The following is a 17945-nucleotide window of genomic DNA, read 5'->3' as shown; positions in this document are numbered from 1 at the left end:
CTCCCGCAGCATGTCCTCGAGACAGTGAGACTAGTGGAGCGGCGACAGCCTGTCCTTGACCATCATCAAGATGTCGGCGAAGTGCTGCCCTGTGCGGCAGGGGCTCTCGCCGCGCTCCAAGCGATTCAGCAGTTGCTCCATCAGAGCAAGCCGATTGGGAAGGCCGGTCAATGAGTCTTGATAGGCCAGCTGCTGAATACGGCTCTGCGCGGCCCGTTGGGCACGAATATCGGTGACGGTGGCGACATAATGACGCTTTCCGCTGAGGCTATAGCGGACCCGGCGCAGCGCCATTCTGACCGGATAGGTATTGCCATCACGGTGACGGATGCTGACTTCAAGCGAGCATTGGGCGTGGTCGTCGGCTTGATTCAGGCATCGCCGTAACTCGGCCTGACTGGAGCCTATCCAGTGGTTGGCGGGGTGTCCGACCAACGCCCGCCGAGGGAGCCCGGCAAGGTCGGCAAAGGTGTCATTGCACATCAGGATGGTCGCTTCGTGGTCGAGCAGGACGATGCCATCGCCCAGTGAAGCGACAATATGGCGCAAGCGCTCGCTGGACATGAGGTGCAGGGACTCCTTGCCGAGCAGGTGCCTTTCTAGGCGCAACATCAGGAGGCTCAATAGCGCCACGCCACCTAGCCCTAGGGCGATGATAAGCAGCGGCAGGGGGGCAGAGGGAGGCGGTGACGGTTTCGTCAGGGCGAGACCCAGGCTCGGCTGAAGGGCGAGCAGGAGCAATGCGAGCCCTCCCAACTGCAGACGCTCCTTGAAGACGGCACCTCGGGCCAGTAGCAGGGTGTAGCCGGTCAGGCTGCCCAGCAGCAGGGTCAGGAGCGCCAACAGGAGTACCAGCCAGGGCGAGGCGGTACTCCAGGGCGTGAACCACCACTGCATCAGGAGATGAGCGCTGCCAAGCAGGGCGCCGGCCAGTAGGCATGAAGGGGGGGGAGACGCGGGGGCGCCCGAACAGTACCAGGAGCAGGGTGGCGGTCGCCATCAGGGGCAAGAAAGCGACGGGCAGTGTTGCTATCGGCGGTGGCATGGCTAGCCAGGAACGCCCCGCCAAGTACAGGCCCAGGCTGCCCAGGGCCAGCAGCGTGCCGCCGCCGATCAGCCATAGTGGTCGATGACGAGATAGGGCCAGTGATGGCAAGGCAGCGGAGATACGCAGGCTGGTGTGCAGGCTCAGCAGGGCCGCAAGGCCAAGCAACAGGGCGCCCAGCAAAGAACTATCCAGGTTCGAGAGCATGTCACTGATCCTTCAGTGCACTCGTGAAGCGCCGTCGGCTCCTGAGCCGTCGGGATGGATGCATGACATTAGGTTATATCTAATTTCAGTACAGTAGCATATGTAGCTTTCATCGATGCTTCGTTAAATTGACGTAGTGTCTTGTCAGTCGGAGATGGCATGTGGGTATCTGGAGGGTCGAGGCCTGGGACCTGAGTCCGGCCTATCTCAACCGGCGAGAGCTGCTCTGGGCCTGGCATGCCCATCGCAGGGAACCGGGAGCGCGTGCGCGGCTGGCGGCGGAGCTCTGGGGGCGCGGCGAGCGGGTGGCGTTACTGCCAGGCGGGAGGGTCGCCCCCGCGGAGGCGCGTCTCGATCCGCAACGGATCGCCGAACAGCTGGCCTGGCTGGTCGCCGCCAGGCGCTGGCGTACTCCGGGACGCTTGTCGCCGCCCCTTCAGGCCCAGACACTCTGGCGCCAGCACAAGTATTCGGTGATGGCACGCAGCCCCCGGCGCTATCGGCAGATCGGTCGCGAGGTGGCGGCCCTGCCGCGTGGCGCCGAGCTGTTGCCCCTGGCGCTGGAGCTCTCGGAGTGGCTCTTGACGGCGCCGACCCCGGGCGGGTGGCGCAATGCCGTGCAGCACCTGTGGGGCTATGTGGCCGAGGTGGCGCCGCCGGCCAGGGGCGAGGTCGATGGCTGGTCATCGGCTCGCTTGCTACGGGAGACCCGGGACCGGGCCCTGCAGAGCCGCCAGCCCTATCTGCTGGAGTCCACGGCCCTGGGCGAGCTGGCGGCCTGGCTGCCGGAGAGGGATCGCTAGCCTGGCCGGCGAAGTCGCGTCAGGTTTTCCTGAGCGTATCCAGCAAGGCTATTGGGCCTTGGGTTGGCGAATTCTGGTTAGGCCTTCCTGAGCGCGGGGTGGCAAGAGGGCCGCCGCCCCGGGGCGTATCCAGCAAGGCTATTGGGCCTTGGGTTGGCGAGTCCTCGTTAGGCCTTCCTGAACGCGGGGTGGCAAGAGGGCCGCCGCCCCGGGGCGTATCCAGCAAGGCTATTGGGCCTTGGGTTGGCGAATCCTCGTTAAGCCTTCCTGAGCGCTGGAGGCCACTAGGCGCCCCTGGCGATCGAACAGGTTGCCCCGGGCGAAGCCGCGGGCGCCGCCGGCCCAGGGGCTGTCCATGTCGTAGAGCAGCCAGTCGTTGACCTTGAGATCGTGGTGGAACCAGAGGGCGTGATCGAGGCTGGCGATCTGCAGCTGGGGGTCGCCGAACTGGATGCCGTGAGGCACCAGGCTGGTGGTCAGCAGATTGAAGTCGCTGCTGTAGGCCAGCAGGTAGCGGTGCAGGGCGGTGTCGTCCGGCAGTTCGCCGGCCAGGCGGAACCAGACCCGCTTGCGGGCCGGGCGCGAGGCGTCTGCATCGCCGTCCGGCAGGTGCAGAAACTCGATGGGGTGACCCTCGAAGTCGAGGAGCCGGGCGCCCCGGGCCAGCAGGGTATCCGGGTCGTCCACCTCGGGCATGGCGAACTGGTGATGGTGGCCCGGCTCCTCGCCATGGAAGGAGGCGCTGCAGAAGAAGATCGGCTGGCCCTTCTGGATGGCGGTGACCCGGCGGGTGGTGAAGCTGCCGCCGTCACGTACCGCGTCCACCTGATAGACCACCGGGCGCTTGGCGTCCCCGGGGCGCAGGAAGTAGCCGTGCAGGGAGTGCGCCAGGCGCTCGCCGGGTACCGTCCGGGTGGCGGCGGAGAGGGCCTGGCCGAGCACCTGGCCGCCGAACAGCTGGGGGAAGCCGAGGTCCTGGCTCTGGCCCCGGAAGAGGTTTTCCTCGATCATCTCCAGGCCGAGCAGGGCGACCAGATCGTCCAGTGCCTTGGTCATGGCGCTATCCTCTGCGGTAGGGTGGTTCGTCATACGACTGTTTTATGTTGCTAAGGATACCCGAGAGCCCCGCCATGCGCAGCGACGACTTTTATATGCACCGGGCCCTGGATCAGGCCCGCCAGGCCCTGGCCGCAGGGGAGGTGCCGGTGGGCGCCGTGGTGGTGGATGCCGAAGGCGAGATCATCGGCGCCGGCTACAACGCCCCCTGCGGCTGCCATGACCCCAGTGCCCATGCCGAGATCCAGGCGCTGCGGGCGGCGGCGGCCCGCCTCGAGAACTATCGCCTCGATGGCTGCACCCTCTACGTGACCCTGGAGCCCTGCCTGATGTGCACCGGGGCGATCATCCATGCGCGGCTGGCGCGGGTGGTCTACGGCGCTGCCGAGCCCAAGACCGGCATGGTGGAATCCCGGGCCAATCTCTTCGCCCAGCCCTGGCATAACCATCGGGTGGTGGTGGAGGGGGGACTGCTGGCCACCCAGGCCCGGCGCCTGCTCCAGGCCTTCTTCGCCGAGCGGCGTGGTTAGGCGAGCCTAGAGAACCGGCGGTACCGTATCGAACAGCAGATCGTCGTCGACGCCGTCCGGGCGCCGGGCGTTGAGCCGGAAGAACTGCTGCTGGCTACGGTCCACGTAGTCGAGGATCTCGTAGTAGCGGCGGATATTGCGCACATAGATCACCGGCTCGCCGCCCCGGGCATAGCCGTAGCGAGTCTGGCTGTACCACTCGCGCTTCTGCAGCAGCGGCAGCGCCTCGCGCACATCGGCCCAGCGGTCCGGGTCGCCGCCGCGCTGCTCGGCGATGCGCCGGGCGTCATAGAGATGCCCCAGGCCCACGTTGTAGGCGGCCAGGGCCATCCACAGGCGGTCGGGGTCCTCGATGCTCTCCGGCAGGCGCTCCTTGATGCTACGCAGGTAGCGGGCGCCGCCGTCGATGCTCTGGACCGGGTCGAGGCGATCCTCGACGCCCATCTCCCCGGCGGTGGGGAGGGTCAGCATCATCAGGCCGCGCACCCCGGTGGGTGAGGTGGCCTCCGGGTCCCAGTGGGATTCCTGGTAGCCGAGCGCTGCCAGCAGCTTCCAGTCGAAACCGGTGTCCCGGGCCGCCTCGCGAAACAGTGGCGCATAGTCGGGCAGCACCTCCCGCACCTGGCGGATAAAGCGCCGCGCCCCCACGTATTCCAGGTAGTCATCGTGGCCGAAGTAGCGCTCGAGCAGGGCGTCCAGCTCGCCGTTGGCCTGCTGGGTCGTCAGGAAGGCATTGGCCGCCTGCTGCAGGGCCAGGCCGCCCTGGGCGGGAAAGGCCCAGGCCATGGAGAGCGGCTCGCCGAGGGGGAAGCCGCGCTCCACCCCGGGGAAGAAGAGGCGGTTGAGGCGGAACTGGTGGGCGTAGACCACGGCGGCGTCGAGGCTGCCGGACTCGACCCGCTGCAGCAGGTCGGCCACCTCCAGGCCGCCGCTCTCCAGCCAGCTCAACTCGGGCAGCTCGGCCTGCAGCTCGCGCAGCACCAGGCCGGTGCCCGAGCCGCGCAGGGTGGCGATCGACAGGCGTCGCAGGTCGTCGATATCGCGCACCGGGGGCAGGCCACGGCGGTAGACCACCAGCGGCTGCAGGGTGAGGATGGGGCGACTGAAGATGACCCCCTCCTGCTCCGGGGCCAGGGGCAGGGCGGCGGCGCCCATATCGGCGGCGCCCGCGCGCACGCCGGCCAGTACTTCCTGGAGGCTGTGGTCGGCATCCATGTCCAGGCTGACCCCCAGGTGATCGGCGAAGCGCCGGGCCAGCTCGTACTCGAAGCCGGCGGGGCCGTGGCTGCCCTGGTAATAGGTGGTGGGGGTGTTGCGGGTCAGCACGCTAAGGAAGGCCCGCTCGCGAATCGCCGTCAGTGGCGAGTCGGGGCGCGGCGACTGGCGCGCCGGCCACAGGGCCAGCAGCAGGCCGCAGCAGAGCAGCAGGTAACCCCGCCAGTGGCGGTAGAGATGGAGAGCCAGGGATCGGTGCATGGGGGTCAGCGGTCGCCTCGGAACGCCCCACCATAACGGCGCCGGCCGAGGCTGTCATCCCGCGGATTTCGTCCAGGCCTCGCTTTCCAGTATCATGTGCGCCAGATTGCCGCCAGCCGCGGCTCCACTCCTGCCATTTCTTCGCTATCTCTTCAGAGGCTCGATCGACATGCTCGAACTGCGCGGTGCGCCTGCCCTTTCCGCTTTCCGTCATGCCAAGTTGCTGGCCACCCTGCGTGCACAGGTGCCCGAGGTCGAATCCCTGCATGCCGACTATGTGCACTTCGTCGACCACGATGGCGACCTCGGCGCCGAGGCGTTGGCGGTGCTGGAGCGGCTGCTCGACTATGGCGCGCCCCGGGGCGCGGGCGGTCGCGAGGGCCATCTCTTCCTGGTGGTGCCGCGCATCGGCACCCAGTCGCCCTGGTCCTCCAAGGCCACCGATATCGCCCGCAACTGCGGCCTGGGGCAGGTGCGTCGCCTGGAGCGTGGCGTTGCCTACCGGGTCAGGCTGGGGGGCACCCTCTCCGAGGCCGCCTTCGAGGCCATCCAGGCGGCGCTCCACGACCGCATGACCGAGACTGTGCTGGCCAATGCCTCCGATGCCGCCAAGCTCTTCTCCCATCATGAGCCGGCGCCCCTGGGCAGCGTGGATATTCTCAGCGGCGGCCGGGCGGCCCTGGCCACCGCCAACGGCGAGCTGGGTCTGGCCCTGGCCGATGACGAGATCGATTACCTGCTGTCGGCCTTCAGAGAGCTTTCGCGCAACCCCACCGACGTCGAACTGATGATGTTCGCCCAGGCCAACTCCGAGCACTGCCGCCACAAGATCTTCAACGCCGACTGGCTGATCGACGGCGAGGCCCAGAGCCACTCGCTGTTCAAGATGATCAAGAACACCCACCAGGCCTCGCCGGGCAAGGTGCTCTCCGCCTACAGCGACAACGCCGCGGTGATCGAGGGCACCACGGCGCCGCGCTTCTTCGCCGCGCCGCTGACCGGTGCCGAGGGCGAGCGGGCCCGCTACGCCGCCGTCGAGGAGCCGATCCAGATCCTGATGAAGGTGGAGACCCACAACCACCCCACCGCCATCGCCCCCTATCCCGGCGCAGCCACCGGCGCCGGCGGCGAGATCCGCGACGAGGGCGCCACCGGCATCGGCGGCAAGCCCAAGGCGGGCCTCACCGGCTTCACCGTCTCCAACCTGCGCATCCCCGAGTTCGTGCAGCCCTGGGAGGCCTTCGACTACGGCAAGCCGGAGCGCATCGTCAACGCCCTGGAGATCATGCTGGAAGGGCCCATCGGCGGCGCCGCCTTCAACAACGAGTTCGGGCGTCCCAACCTCACCGGCTACTTCCGTACCTATGAGCAGGACGCCCTGGGCGCCAACGGCATCGAGCGCCGCGGCTACCACAAGCCGATCATGATCGCCGGCGGCTACGGCAATATCCGCGACCAGCACGTCCAGAAGGGCGAGATTCCGGTGGGCGGCAAGCTGATCGTGATGGGCGGGCCGGCGATGCTGATCGGCCTGGGCGGCGGTGCCGCCTCCTCCATGGCCTCCGGTGCCTCCAGCGCCGACCTGGACTTCGCCTCGGTGCAGCGCGACAACGCCGAGATCGAGCGTCGCGCCCAGGAGGTGATCGACCGCTGCTGGGCCCTGGGCGACAAGAACCCCATTCGCTTCTTCCACGACGTGGGCGCCGGCGGCCTCTCCAATGCCTTGCCGGAGCTGGTCAAGGATGGCGAGCGCGGCGGCCTCTTCGACCTGCGCGCCGTGCCCAATGCCGAGCCGGGCATGAGCCCGCTGGAGATCTGGTGCAACGAGGCCCAGGAGCGCTACGTGCTGGCGGTGGCCCCGGAGGAGCTCGACACCTTCGATGCCCTGTGCCGCCGCGAGCGCTGCCCCTATGCGGTGGTCGGCGAGGCCACCGAGCCCCACCACCTGGAAGTGCGCGATGGCCACTTCGAGAGCAAGCCCGTCGACCTGCCGATGAGCGTGCTGTTCGGCAAGCCGCCGAAGATGACCCGCGAGTTCTCCCGCGAGGCCCGCGAGCTGCCCGGCGTGATGCTCGACAACCTGGACCTGCGCGAGGCGATGGATCGGGTGCTGCGCCTGCCCACCGTGGCCTCCAAGGGCTTCCTGATCACCATCGGCGACCGCTCCATCACCGGCCAGGTGGCCCGCGACCAGATGGTCGGCCCCTGGCAGGTGCCGGTGGCGGACGTCGCCGTGACCACGGCGAGCTTCGACACCCATGCCGGCGAGGCCATGGCCATGGGCGAGCGGCCCCCGGTGGCGCTGATCGATCCCGCCGCCAGCGCCCGCCTGGCGGTGGCCGAGGCGATCACCAACCTGGCCGCCGCGCCCATCGCCGAACTCTCCGATATCAAGCTCTCCGCCAACTGGATGAGCGCCGCCGACCACCCCGGCGAGAACCAGGCGCTGTACGACGCCGTCCACGCCGTGGGCATGGAGCTCTGCCCGGCGCTCGGCATCGCCGTGCCGGTGGGCAAGGACTCCATGTCCATGCGCACCGCCTGGCAGGAGGACGGGGAGGAGAAGAGCATCACCTCGCCGCTGTCGCTGGTGATCACCGGCTTCGCCCCGGTCACCGATGCGCTGAAGACCCTGACCCCGCAGATCAACCTGGAGCAGGACGAGTCCGACCTGCTGTTGATCGACCTGGGCGGCGGCAAGAACCGCCTGGGCGGTTCGGCCCTGGCCCAGGTCTATGGCCAGGTGGGCGACGACTGCCCCGACCTGGACGACGCCGAGGACCTCAAGGCCTTCTTCGCGGTGATCCAGGGCCTCAACGCCGAGGGCAAGCTGCTCGCCTACCACGACCGCAGCGACGGCGGCCTGCTGGTGACCCTGCTGGAGATGGCCTTCGCCGCCCACGCCGGCCTGGAGATCAAGCTCGACTGGCTGATCGACGAGCCCCACGAGGCGGTCAATGCCCTCTTCGCCGAGGAGCTCGGCGCGGTGATCCAGGTCAACCGTGCCCACACCGAGGAAGTGCTGGCCCAGTTCGCCGCCGCCGGCATCGAGACCTGCGGCGTCATCGCCCGGCCCCGCTACGACGACCAGGTGCGGGTCACCCTCTTCGAGGAGCCGCTGCTCGAGACCACCCGGCTGCTGGCCCAGCGCACCTGGGCCGAGACCAGCTACCAGCTGCAGGCCCTGCGCGACAACCCGGAGTGCGCTAAGAGCGAGTTCGATGGCCTGCTGGACGACCGCGACCCGGGGCTGTCCGCCGAGCCGAGCTTCGCCATCGACGAGGATATCGCCGCGCCCTTTATCAACACCGCCCGTCCCGCCATGGCGATCCTGCGCGAGCAGGGCGTCAACGGTCACCTGGAGATGGCCTGGGCCTTCGACAAGGCCGGCTTCGAGGCGGTCGACGTGCATATGAGCGATATCCTCGAGGGGCGGGTCACCCTCGAGCAGTTCAAGGGCCTGGTGGCCTGCGGCGGCTTCTCCTACGGTGACGTCCTGGGCGCCGGCGGCGGCTGGGCCAAGTCGGTGCTCTTCAATGCCCAGGCCCGCGAGCAGTTCGCCGGTTTCTTCCAGCGCGACGACAGCTTCGCCCTGGGTGTCTGCAACGGCTGCCAGATGCTCTCCCAGCTCAAGGAACTGATCCCCGGTGCCGAGGCCTGGCCGCGCTTCGTGCGCAACGAGTCGGAGCAGTTCGAGGCCCGGGTGGCCATGGTCCAGGTGGAGAAGAGCCCGTCGATCCTGCTGGCCGGCATGGAAGGCTCGCGACTGCCCATCGCCGTGGCCCACGGTGAGGGCCGTGCCGAGTTCCGCGACAGCGGTCACCTGCGCACCATGCAGAGCGGCGGCCAGGTGGCGCTGCGCTACGTGGACAACTACGGCCAGGTCACCAGCCGCTACCCGGCCAACCCCAACGGTTCCCCCGCCGGCATCACCGGCCTGACCACCCCGGACGGTCGGGTCACCATCATGATGCCCCACCCGGAGCGGGTGGTGCGGGCGGTCACCAACTCCTGGCGGCCTAGTGACTGGACCCAGGACGGTGCCTGGCTGCGGCTGTTCCGCAACGCCCGAGTCTGGGTGGGCTAAGGCCAAGGTTGAGGCGCTCTCCCGGGGGCGCCCCGACGCCTGGCTGCGGCTGTTCCGCCGTTTCACCACAGCCTGTCCGAGTCCGGGTGGGCTAAGGCCCGCTCCCCACGTCGACAAGGCGGCCCTCGGGCCGCCTTGTCGCGTTCTGGCTATGCGCCGCGTTCTAGGGGGCCGCGGGCGGTGCCGGCGGCAACCCCAGTCGCGCCTCCAGGGTGTCCAGCTCCTGGCGGAAGCGTGCCGCCAGGGCCTCGTAGCGGCCGAAGTCATGGCCGCACTCCAGGCAGTAGACATGGCCGTGGCCGTGCCGGGTGGGGGGCAGCCGCTTCAGGCGGGCGCCGCAGTCGGGACAGTCGGGGCTCAGGGTGACTTGCATGGCGGATCTCCTTCTTGGGTGATGAAACCGCCTCGCAAGGGGCCTGGTGATGGTGATCACCGAGCGCCTTGCGGGGCTTGCCTCATGGAATGAGATGGCGGTCAGTGGCGTCTAGTTCAATAGTTGGCGAACTAAATTTCTTCCGTGCCTTCCCAGTATGTGGAATATATTTCCATAGGGCTTGTCGAGAGTGGGGCTTCCGGCTATAAGAGCGGCTGTAAATGGGGCTCCGGCATGGGGTTGGCGCCCCGAGCCGGGAGAGTGCAACGGTGCATGAGGGACTGAGTCTGCTCTATGTGGGCGCGGTACTGGTGCTCAATGGCCTGTGGATGCTGGGGCGCATCGAGGACCGCGAGATCCAGGTGATCAACTTCTTCGCCGGCGGCGTCAGCCTGGCGGTGGCGGCCTATGCCGCCTTCGGCCCGGGAGCCGATGCGGCCAGCGTGCGCACCGCGGCCATGACGCTGCTGTTCGCCTTCACCTACCTCTGGGTGGCCATCAATCGCCGCAACGGCAGCTCCGGCCATGGCCTGGGCTATTTCTGTCTCTTCGTGGCGCTCACCGCCCTGCCCACCGGGCTGTTGCAGCTGGCGGTGGCCGAGGGGCTCTGGGGCTGGTGGTCGGGGCTCAACTGGCTGGCCTGGGCCCTGCTCTGGTTCGGCTTCTACCTGATGCTCTGCCATCGCCCCCAGCTGCAGCCGCTGATGGCGCGCACCGCCCTGGCCCAGGGGCTGGTGACCGCCTGGCTGCCCGGTTACCTATTGCTGCAGGGGCTGTTGCTGGCCTGAAACAACTGTTTGAAATCAGCCTCGACAGGGGGCAGACTCGGGGGATAGCCCACCGAGGAGAGCCCCCATGTCGGACGCTTTCGCGCAGGAACATTTCGCATCACGGGTGACCCTGACGGTCACCGACTTCGTGGCCCGGGTCGCCCTGGCCCGCCCGGAGGCGCTCAATGGCCTGGACTGGGCCATGATCGAGGGCCTGCTGGCGGCGCAGCGACGGCTCGAGGCGTTGGCCGAGGCCGGGCGGGTGCGCACCGTGCTGCTGGTGGGGGAGGGCGAGAGCTTCTGCGCCGGCCTGGACATGGCATCCATCATGGGGGCGCCCGAGCGGCTGCCCGGGTTGCTGGAGGCGGCCCCCGAGGATGGCATCAACCCGGTGCAGCGCCTGGCCCTGGGCTGGCGTGACGCCGGGGTGCCGGTGATCGCCGCCCTCCACGGCCATGTCTATGGCGGCGGCCTGCAGATCGCCCTGGGCGCGGATATCCGCGTGGCGCACCCCGAGGTGCGGCTGGGGTTGCTGGAGATCGACTGGGGCATCATCCCCGACATGGCCATCAGCGTCACCGGCGCCGGGCTGCGCCGGGACGTGATTCAGGAGCTGGCCTGGAGCGGGCGCAAGGTCAGCGGCGACGAGGCCCATGCCCTGGGCCTGGTCACCCGCCTGAGCGAGACCCCGGAGGCGACGGCCCGGGAAGTCTCCCGAGCCATCGCCGCCCGCTCCCCCAGGGCGGTGGCGGCGGCGCGTACCCTCTTCGAAACCGCCCCCTTGCTCTCTCAGCGTGAGCGCCTGGCCCTGGAGGCCCGATTGCAGGGTGAGCTGCTGGGCAGCGCCGAGCAGCAGGAAGCGGTGGCCGCCCGCCTGGAACAGCGTCCGGCCCGCTTCGACTAGCGTTTGTTTCTCTTCCATGGAGGCTCGGGGCTACCCTGAGGGCAGGCCATCGCGGGGCGCGGTGAACCCCTCCCTGGGCGCTACCGATGCCATCCCTGGCATAGGACCCCCGCTCCGACCTGCCCCCAGCGCCCCTGCGCCATTCCAGCGCTGATAGTCCTGCGGCTTGGGTCGGCCCATGGCGAGCCGCTAGAATGGCGGCTTCGCTTGCCAGGGCCCTGCCATGACCGCGCCCCTTTCCCCCGACGCTCTCGCCACGCCGCCCAGCCTGCGCCCCTATCAACGGGAGGCAGTCTCGCGGGTGGTCGGCCATTTTCGCGCCAGCGACGACCCCGCCGTGGTGGTGCTGCCCACCGGCAGCGGCAAGTCCCTGGTGATCGCCGAGCTGGCGCGTCTGGCCCGGGGGCGGGTGCTGGTGCTGGCCCATGTGCGCGAGCTGGTCGAGCAGAACCACGCCAAGTTCCTCGCCTATGGTCGCCAGGCGGATATCTTCAGCGCCGGCCTGGGTCGCAAGGAGAGCGGCCGCCAGGTGGTCTTCGGCTCGGTGCAGTCGGTGGTCAGGAACCTGGATGCCTTCGCCGCACCGGCGTCGGGGCAGGGCGCCTTTACCCTGCTGGTGATCGACGAGTGCCACCGGGTGGCGGAGGAGAAGGCCTCCAGCTACCGGCGGGTGATCGATCACCTGCGCGCCCAGAACCCCGGCCTCAAGGTGCTGGGGCTGACCGCCACCCCCTACCGGCTGGGCCAGGGGTTTATCTATCATCGCCACCACCACGGCATGGTGCGCGGCGAGGCGGACTGCCTGTTCCGCGACTGCGTCTTCGAGCAGCCCCTGCGGCTGATGGTCAAGCAGGGCTACCTGGCCGAGCCGAGGCGGGTGGATGCCGCCGTCGAGCGCTATGACTTCTCGCGCCTGGTGCCCTCGTCGAGCGGGCTGTTCCGCGAGGAGGAGCTCAATCGGGTGGCGGCGGGAAACCGTGCCACCCCGGGGATCATCGCCGAGGTCGTGGCGCGCGCCCGCGACCGCCAGGGGGTGATGCTGTTCGCCGCCAGCGTGGCCCATGCCGAGGAGGTGCTCGGCTACCTGCCCCGGGGCGAGGCGGCGCTGATCACCGGGGCGACCCCCTCCGCCGAGCGCGAGGCGATCATCGCCGCCTTCAAGGCCCGGGAGCTCAAGTACCTGGTCAACGTGGCGGTGCTCACCACCGGCTTCGATGCGCCCCATGTGGACCTGATCGCCATCCTGCGCCCCACCGAATCGGTGAGCCTCTATCAGCAGATCGTCGGGCGCGGCCTGCGCCTGTCGCCGGGCAAGACGGATTGCCTGATCCTCGACTATGCCGGCAATCCCTGGGACCTCTATGCCCCCGAGGTGGGCTCGCCGAAGCCGGATGCCGACAGCGAACCGGTGCAGGTCGAGTGCCCCGCCTGCGGTCACGCCAACCTCTTCTGGGGCAAGCGCGACGGCGACCTGGTGATCGAGCACTTCGGGCGCCGTTGTCAGGGACTGGTCGAGGACGAGTCAGGCAAGCGCCAGCAGTGCGACTTCCGCTTTCGCTTCAAAGTGTGCGGCGACTGTGGTGCCGAGAACGATATCGCCGCCCGCCGCTGCCATGGCTGCGAGACCCTGCTGGTGGATGCCGACGACAAGCTCAAGGCGGCGCTGCGGCTCAAGGATGCCAGGGTGCTCAGGGTCAGCGGCATGCAGCTCGAGTCCACCGTCAATGGTCGCGGGCTGCCGCGCCTCAAGGTGACCTACCACGATGAGGACGGCGCCACGCTCAGCGAATGGTTCGCCCTGGAGACTCCGGCTCAGCGCGGCGCCTTCGCCGCAGCCTTCCTGCGCCACCATCTGCGTGCCCCGGGCAGCGACTGGCGCCCCACCACCCCGGAGGCGGTGATCGAAGAGCGGCGGCGGCTGCGTCACCCGGACTTCGTGGTGGGGCGCAAGGTGGGCCGCCACTGGCAGGTGCGCGAGAAGCTGTTCGACTATGTCGGGCGTTATCGCAAGGCCGAAACGGCGGAATAGCTCGAGTCTCCGATAGGTCCCTCGCTATCTCCCGCGCGGCTCTCTTGGTAGACTGGCCGGCTGAACGCAACCGGACGGGCAGGGCGTGAGCGAGACAGTCGGCGCGGAGCAGGCGACCAGCCAGGAACCAGCGGCCGCCGCACAGGCGGAGGTGTTGGCGCGGCTGTTCGACGAGCCGATCACCCAGCTCCCCGAGGACCTCTATATTCCCCCCGAGGCGCTGCGGGTCTTCCTGGAGACCTTCGAGGGGCCGCTGGACCTGCTGCTCTACCTGATCCGTCGCCAGAACCTGGATATCCTCGCCATCGATGTGGCCGCCATCACCCGCCAGTACATCGAGTACGTGGAGCTGATGAAGGCCCTGGAGATCGAGCTGGCCGGGGAGTACCTGCTGATGGCGGCGATGCTGGCGGAGATCAAGTCGCGGACCCTGCTGCCGCGCCCCCCCAAGGCGGAGGGCGAGGAGGAGGAAGAGGATCCCCGGGCGGCGCTGATTCGCCGCCTCCAGGAGTACGAGCGCCTCAAGCAGGCCGCCGAGTCCCTGGACGAGGTGCCGCGCCAGGGCCGCGACTGGTTCCCGGCCCATGCCGAGCTGCCGAGCCTCGAGACCCGGGTGATCCACCCCGAGGTGGAGCTCGACGAGCTGCTCGGCGCCCTGGCCGGTATCCTCAGGCGCGCCGAGCTGACCCAGTCGCACCAGATCAGCCGCGAGGTGCTCTCCACCCGGGAGCGCATGATGCGCATCATGGAGCGGCTCGAACACGAGCATTACACCCCCTTCGAGGCCCTGTTCACCCTGGAAGAGGGCAAGGCCGGGGTGGTGGTGACCTTTATGGCGATCCTCGAGCTGGCCAAGGAGGCGCTGATCGAGATCGTGCAGAATGCCCCCCTGTCGCCGATTCATGTGCGCGCCAGGGCGGCCATGACCGAGGAGGCGGAGGAAGCGGCCTTCGCCGAAGACCCCCCAGACCCGGAGGACGAAGGCGAGAGCGCCTTCGAGGATGAGTCGACGCCATGACCGCCATGGAATTCCCCGATGCCCTGGACGAGATCCTCGAGGCGGCCCTGCTGGCGGCGGGGGAGCCGCTGGCCCTGGAGCGCCTCGAGGGCTTGTTCGATGACCATGAACGCCCGCCGCGACGGGCCCTGCGCGAGGCCCTGGAGCGCCTCGACCGGCGCCATGCGCGGGGTGCCCTGGAACTGATCGAGACCGCCTCCGGCTATCGGCTGCGGATTCGCTCTCGGCTCTCGCCCTGGGTCTCGCGACTCTGGGACGAGCGTCCCCAGCGCTACTCCCGGGCGCTGATGGAGACCCTGGCGCTGATCGCCTATCGTCAACCGGTGACCCGGGGCGATATCGAGGAGGTGCGCGGCGTGGCGGTGAGCAGTTCGATCATGCGTACCCTCACCGAGCGGGGCTGGATCCGTGTGGTGGGGCATCGTGACGTGCCGGGGCGCCCGGCGGTCTATGCCACCACCCGGGCCTTCCTCGATGACTTCGGCCTCAAGACCCTGGATAGCCTGCCGCCCATGCACGAGCTGGCCGATAGCGACGCTTGGGGCGAGGAAACGCGGCCGGAAGACGAGGCGCCGGCCCCGGCGGTGGGTGAGGCCGACGCCACCGCAGTGGAAGACAACGAGATCGAGAAGCCGGAGGCCAGCGCCTCTGGCGAACACCACGAGCAGGAAGAGAACGACGCGACGGCCGGGATGGCCGACGCCAGACACGCCGAGACGGCGTCCCATGGGCAAGGCCTGAGCTTCAGCGATCTGCAGGCTCGCCTTGCCGAACGCGCCCGCCAGCGAGCGACCGTCGAGGATGACGAGCGCCCGGGTGCGTCTCACTCAACCGATGAGACCGATGACTCATGAGTAGCGAAAAACTGCAGAAGGTACTGGCCCGGGCCGGGCTGGGTTCGCGTCGCGAGATGGAGGCCGCCATCGCCGATGGCCGGGTCACCGTCAATGGCAAGGTGGCCACCCTGGGCGACCGCATCGAACTGCGTGACAAGGTCACCTTCGACCAGCGCCCCCTGACCCTGCGTGGCGCCGACGAGACCCCGCGTCGGGTGCTGATGTACAACAAGCCGGAAGGCGAGCTGTGCACCCGCAAGGACCCCGAGGGGCGGCGCACCGTCTTCGAGCGGCTGCCGCGGCTCAAAGGGGAGCGCTGGATCGCCATCGGCCGCCTGGATATCAACACCAGCGGCCTGCTGCTGTTTACCACCGACGGCGAGCTGGCCAACCGCCTGATGCACCCCTCCACCGAGGTGGAGCGGGAGTATGCGGTGCGGGTCATGGGGGAGGTGACCAAGGCCCAGATCAAGCAGATGGTCGAGGGCGTGATGCTCGAGGATGGGCCGGCGCGCTTCACCGACGTCCAGGAGTTCGGCGGCGAGGGCATCAATACCTGGTTCCATGTGGTGATCATGGAGGGGCGCAACCGCGAGGTGCGGCGCCTGTGGGAGTCCCAGGGGCTCACCGTGAGTCGCCTCAAGCGGGTGCGCTACGGCAATATCTTCCTCGACAAGCGGGCCAAGGCCGGCGAGTGGACCGAGCTGACCCAGGCCGAAGTGGATGACCTGGCTACCCTGGCCGGGCTGGAAGCGCGCAAGGTGCCGGAGCTGACCCCGGACGAGAAGAACCGCTGGAGTCGTGACAAGAACAAGCGGCGCCCGGTGCAGGGCGTGCGGCGTCCGCGCTCCGCCCCCAAGCGCTGAAAAATTTCATCAAAACCCTTGCCTTGGGCGTGGTGACTCAGTAATATCTGCGCCCTGTCGGCGGGTCGTTAGCTCAGTTGGTAGAGCAGTTGGCTTTTAACCAATTGGTCGTAGGTTCGAATCCTACACGACCCACCATCGACTCCCCTGAGCAGGGTCGATGGCCGACGGTCCGGCGGCGGGTCGTTAGCTCAGTTGGTAGAGCAGTTGGCTTTTAACCAATTGGTCGTAGGTTCGAATCCTACACGACCCACCACACCGCCACTTCACCTGCTTCGGCATGGTGACTGGGGTCGTTAGCTCAGTTGGTAGAGCAGTTGGCTTTTAACCAATTGGTCGTAGGTTCGAATCCTACACGACCCACCAGATTGCCAACAAAGCGCCCTCGCTTCCCGAAAGCGAGGGCGCTTTGTCATTATGGGGACGACTGGCCCCCTAATGCTCCAGCCGTACCCGGCGAAGGTTGTAATCGCCGCCATGATTCACCAGCGTGAAGCCCTGGAAGCCTTGGCGCAGGCGTTGATCATGCGCCTGCAGTACGCGCCGGCCATCCACCCAGACCTGCATGTTCCCACTCTCGTCGCGGGCCCAGCTCAGCAGATGGAAGCGGCCATCCTCCAGGTCGAGCGTGCCCTCGCTGCTGGCGATCACCTCGCCCCCAGCGGTCGTCATCCGTACCAGGCTGAGCCCGGGCCGTGAGCCGGGATTGTAGATCAGACGGTAACCGCCACCGGGCTGGTTACCCTGGAACAGCCCCATCTCCAGGCTGCCCGGCCGCTGGTGAGAGGCCAGTTCCATCTCCAGCCTGAAGGCATTGTCGACCGGTGCATGGACGAAAATCCGCGCCGCGTCCCCGAACTCGACCTCCGTTGCCACCGGCGATGCCGTCTCTGGTGCTCGTCCCCCTGCCTGTTCGAGGATCAACTGGAGCATCACCAGACCGATCTCCTCCGGTCGATCCGGGCGGAGCATGGGTAAGGTGGGCGTGACCACCTGCGGTTTCTCCACGATGCTGCGTAATCCGTTTTCATCGATGTCGAAGCGTCCGCTGAGCACGGTCCAGGCGGGGTTGCGCCGGTAATCGCCGTCGCGGAAGTCGTCGTCCAGGGCGACCCGCCTTGCCGGTGTCGGCTCCGGCACGGGGGAGGCCGTAGCCGCTGGCTCCCGGCCCGTCTGGCGTAACCGGGCCAACAGGGCCGGCGTCGCTTGACCGTCCTGGGCCAGGCCCACCGTGCCCTGGAAATCGCGAATCGCATTCCGGCTGCGAGTTCCCATCAGGCCGTCCACCGGGCCGGCCTGGTAGCCGAGCCGGTTGAGCTCACGCTGGACTTCGGCCACCAGCTGTCGGCCGGACAGGGTCTCGACGGGAGGCAGCGGTTCGGGGGCTGCCCGTAGCGGGGCCGCCCTCGGTTGCCAGGCGCGGGCCGCCTGGTGGGCCTCGCTGATCTGTTGCGCGGTCATCCGCGTCGCCACGGCATCGCGTGCAGCGGTGGCATGGCGGTGGCCACGAGCCGCGGCCAGGTTGTACCACTTGTGCGCCTCCACGAAGTCCTGGAGTGTCCCTTGGCCGGACTCGTGCATCTGCCCCAGCATGTACAAGGCCTCGGGATCGCCGCGAGTGGCTAGCCGGTCGAACATCTGCAAGGCCTGGCGGTGCTCCTGGCGCTCGTAGCTCCGCAGGGCATCGGTGTAGGTGTCATCGGCACTGGTCAGTGCGATGTGACCGAGCAGGAAGAGGAGGAACACGACTCCTTTGATGATGATCACGGCGGTGTCTCCAGTGAACGGGGGGATCTTCGACCTGCGGCCTCTGGGTCGCACCGTGTGGCCTTGCTATTCAACGCGACTCTCGCTGCCTCAACGAAAACCGAGGAAGGAGAGAATCACCAGCACGATGACGACGGCGCCGACGATATAAACGATGTTGTTCATGAGGCTTTCCTCT

At 68.2% G+C, this 17945-nt stretch carries 14 protein-coding genes and 3 tRNA genes; 12 read left to right on the top strand and 5 right to left on the bottom strand.

The window, feature by feature from the left end; translation table 11 throughout:
- Positions 1-30 precede the first annotated feature (30 nt).
- Entirely contained in the window at positions 31-843 is an 813-nt protein-coding gene (locus IHD13_RS04185) for a PAS domain S-box protein (protein WP_195859778.1), read from the bottom strand.
- Positions 844-1413: 570 nt separating this feature from the next.
- On the opposite strand from IHD13_RS04185, the gene IHD13_RS18535 reads away from it, so the two are divergent.
- The gene (locus IHD13_RS18535) at positions 1414-2055 is read left to right on the top strand and encodes a DUF1722 domain-containing protein (protein ID WP_195859777.1); all 642 of its coding nucleotides are present in this window, start codon (positions 1414-1416) and stop codon (positions 2053-2055) included.
- 228 nt (positions 2056-2283) lie between these two features.
- Here IHD13_RS18535 and IHD13_RS04175 read toward each other — a convergent pair whose 3' ends face one another.
- Positions 2284-3111 carry an acyl-CoA thioesterase gene (locus IHD13_RS04175; RefSeq protein ID WP_195859776.1) on the bottom strand — a complete coding sequence of 276 codons (828 nt, stop codon included), beginning with the start codon at positions 3109-3111 and terminating at the stop codon, positions 2284-2286.
- A 74-nt stretch (positions 3112-3185) separates the two neighbouring features.
- Between IHD13_RS04175 and tadA the strand changes: the two genes are divergently transcribed.
- Positions 3186-3641 (top strand): tRNA adenosine(34) deaminase TadA, encoded by a 456-nt coding sequence (gene tadA / locus IHD13_RS04170; protein ID WP_195859848.1) that lies wholly within the window; start codon positions 3186-3188, stop codon positions 3639-3641.
- A 6-nt stretch (positions 3642-3647) separates the two neighbouring features.
- On the opposite strand, the gene mltF is transcribed toward tadA, so the two are convergent.
- The gene (gene mltF / locus IHD13_RS04165; RefSeq protein WP_195859775.1) at positions 3648-5117 is read right to left on the bottom strand and encodes a membrane-bound lytic murein transglycosylase MltF; all 1470 of its coding nucleotides are present in this window, start codon (positions 5115-5117) and stop codon (positions 3648-3650) included.
- A gap of 169 nt (positions 5118-5286) precedes the next feature.
- Between mltF and purL the strand changes: the two genes are divergently transcribed.
- On the top strand, positions 5287-9204 hold the full coding sequence (gene purL, locus IHD13_RS04160) for a phosphoribosylformylglycinamidine synthase (protein ID WP_195859774.1): 3918 nt from the start codon (positions 5287-5289) through the stop codon (positions 9202-9204).
- A gap of 163 nt (positions 9205-9367) precedes the next feature.
- Here purL and IHD13_RS04155 read toward each other — a convergent pair whose 3' ends face one another.
- Entirely contained in the window at positions 9368-9577 is a 210-nt protein-coding gene (locus IHD13_RS04155; protein WP_195859773.1) for a hypothetical protein, read from the bottom strand.
- A 269-nt stretch (positions 9578-9846) separates the two neighbouring features.
- Between IHD13_RS04155 and IHD13_RS04150 the strand changes: the two genes are divergently transcribed.
- From IHD13_RS04150 to IHD13_RS04110, 9 genes are all read left to right on the top strand, one after another.
- Positions 9847-10365: an AmiS/UreI family transporter gene (locus IHD13_RS04150; RefSeq protein ID WP_195859772.1), complete on the top strand. Its 519-nt coding sequence runs from the start codon at positions 9847-9849 to the stop codon at positions 10363-10365.
- Between the two features lie 67 nt (positions 10366-10432).
- Positions 10433-11251 carry an enoyl-CoA hydratase-related protein gene (locus IHD13_RS04145; protein WP_195859771.1) on the top strand — a complete coding sequence of 273 codons (819 nt, stop codon included), beginning with the start codon at positions 10433-10435 and terminating at the stop codon, positions 11249-11251.
- A 223-nt stretch (positions 11252-11474) separates the two neighbouring features.
- Positions 11475-13280, top strand: coding sequence for a DEAD/DEAH box helicase (locus IHD13_RS04140; protein ID WP_195859770.1), 1806 nt, complete (start codon positions 11475-11477; stop codon positions 13278-13280).
- A gap of 85 nt (positions 13281-13365) precedes the next feature.
- Positions 13366-14298 carry a segregation and condensation protein A gene (locus IHD13_RS04135; protein WP_195859769.1) on the top strand — a complete coding sequence of 311 codons (933 nt, stop codon included), beginning with the start codon at positions 13366-13368 and terminating at the stop codon, positions 14296-14298.
- Positions 14295-15152 carry an SMC-Scp complex subunit ScpB gene (scpB, locus tag IHD13_RS04130; protein WP_195859768.1) on the top strand — a complete coding sequence of 286 codons (858 nt, stop codon included), beginning with the start codon at positions 14295-14297 and terminating at the stop codon, positions 15150-15152. Before IHD13_RS04135 ends, scpB begins: the two co-directional genes overlap by 4 nt.
- Positions 15149-16000 (top strand): 23S rRNA pseudouridine(2605) synthase RluB, encoded by an 852-nt coding sequence (gene rluB / locus IHD13_RS04125; RefSeq protein WP_195859767.1) that lies wholly within the window; start codon positions 15149-15151, stop codon positions 15998-16000. Before scpB ends, rluB begins: the two co-directional genes overlap by 4 nt.
- A gap of 62 nt (positions 16001-16062) precedes the next feature.
- Positions 16063-16138, top strand: a tRNA-Lys gene (locus IHD13_RS04120).
- Positions 16139-16180: 42 nt separating this feature from the next.
- Positions 16181-16256: transfer RNA gene (locus IHD13_RS04115), tRNA-Lys, on the top strand.
- Positions 16257-16290: 34 nt separating this feature from the next.
- Positions 16291-16366 (top strand) — tRNA-Lys (locus tag IHD13_RS04110).
- 69 nt (positions 16367-16435) lie between these two features.
- On the opposite strand, the gene IHD13_RS04105 is transcribed toward IHD13_RS04110, so the two are convergent.
- Positions 16436-17767 (bottom strand): peptidoglycan-binding protein, encoded by a 1332-nt coding sequence (locus IHD13_RS04105; RefSeq protein WP_195859766.1) that lies wholly within the window; start codon positions 17765-17767, stop codon positions 16436-16438.
- Positions 17768-17945 lie beyond the last annotated feature (178 nt).

The sequence above is a fragment of the Halomonas sp. 328 genome (genome assembly GCF_015645095.1).
Lineage (GTDB): Bacteria > Pseudomonadota > Gammaproteobacteria > Pseudomonadales > Halomonadaceae > Bisbaumannia.
Note: the sequence above shows the minus strand (reverse complement) of the source record. Positions and strands in the feature narration are given on the sequence as shown.

Excerpts from the sequence above, each read along its gene's own strand:
- rluB (WP_195859767.1), top strand. The coding sequence starts at position 15,149 with ATGAGTAGCGAAAAACTGCAGAAGGTACTGGCCCGGGCCGGGCTGGGT.
- IHD13_RS04175 (WP_195859776.1), bottom strand. The coding sequence starts at position 3,111 with ATGACCAAGGCACTGGACGATCTGGTCGCCCTGCTCGGCCTGGAGATG.
- purL (WP_195859774.1), top strand. The coding sequence starts at position 5,287 with ATGCTCGAACTGCGCGGTGCGCCTGCCCTTTCCGCTTTCCGTCATGCC.
- mltF (WP_195859775.1), bottom strand. The coding sequence starts at position 5,117 with ATGCACCGATCCCTGGCTCTCCATCTCTACCGCCACTGGCGGGGTTAC.
- IHD13_RS04145 (WP_195859771.1), top strand. The coding sequence starts at position 10,433 with ATGTCGGACGCTTTCGCGCAGGAACATTTCGCATCACGGGTGACCCTG.
- tadA (WP_195859848.1), top strand. The coding sequence starts at position 3,186 with ATGCGCAGCGACGACTTTTATATGCACCGGGCCCTGGATCAGGCCCGC.
- scpB (WP_195859768.1), top strand. The coding sequence starts at position 14,295 with ATGACCGCCATGGAATTCCCCGATGCCCTGGACGAGATCCTCGAGGCG.
- IHD13_RS04155 (WP_195859773.1), bottom strand. The coding sequence starts at position 9,577 with ATGCAAGTCACCCTGAGCCCCGACTGTCCCGACTGCGGCGCCCGCCTG.
- IHD13_RS04140 (WP_195859770.1), top strand. The coding sequence starts at position 11,475 with ATGACCGCGCCCCTTTCCCCCGACGCTCTCGCCACGCCGCCCAGCCTG.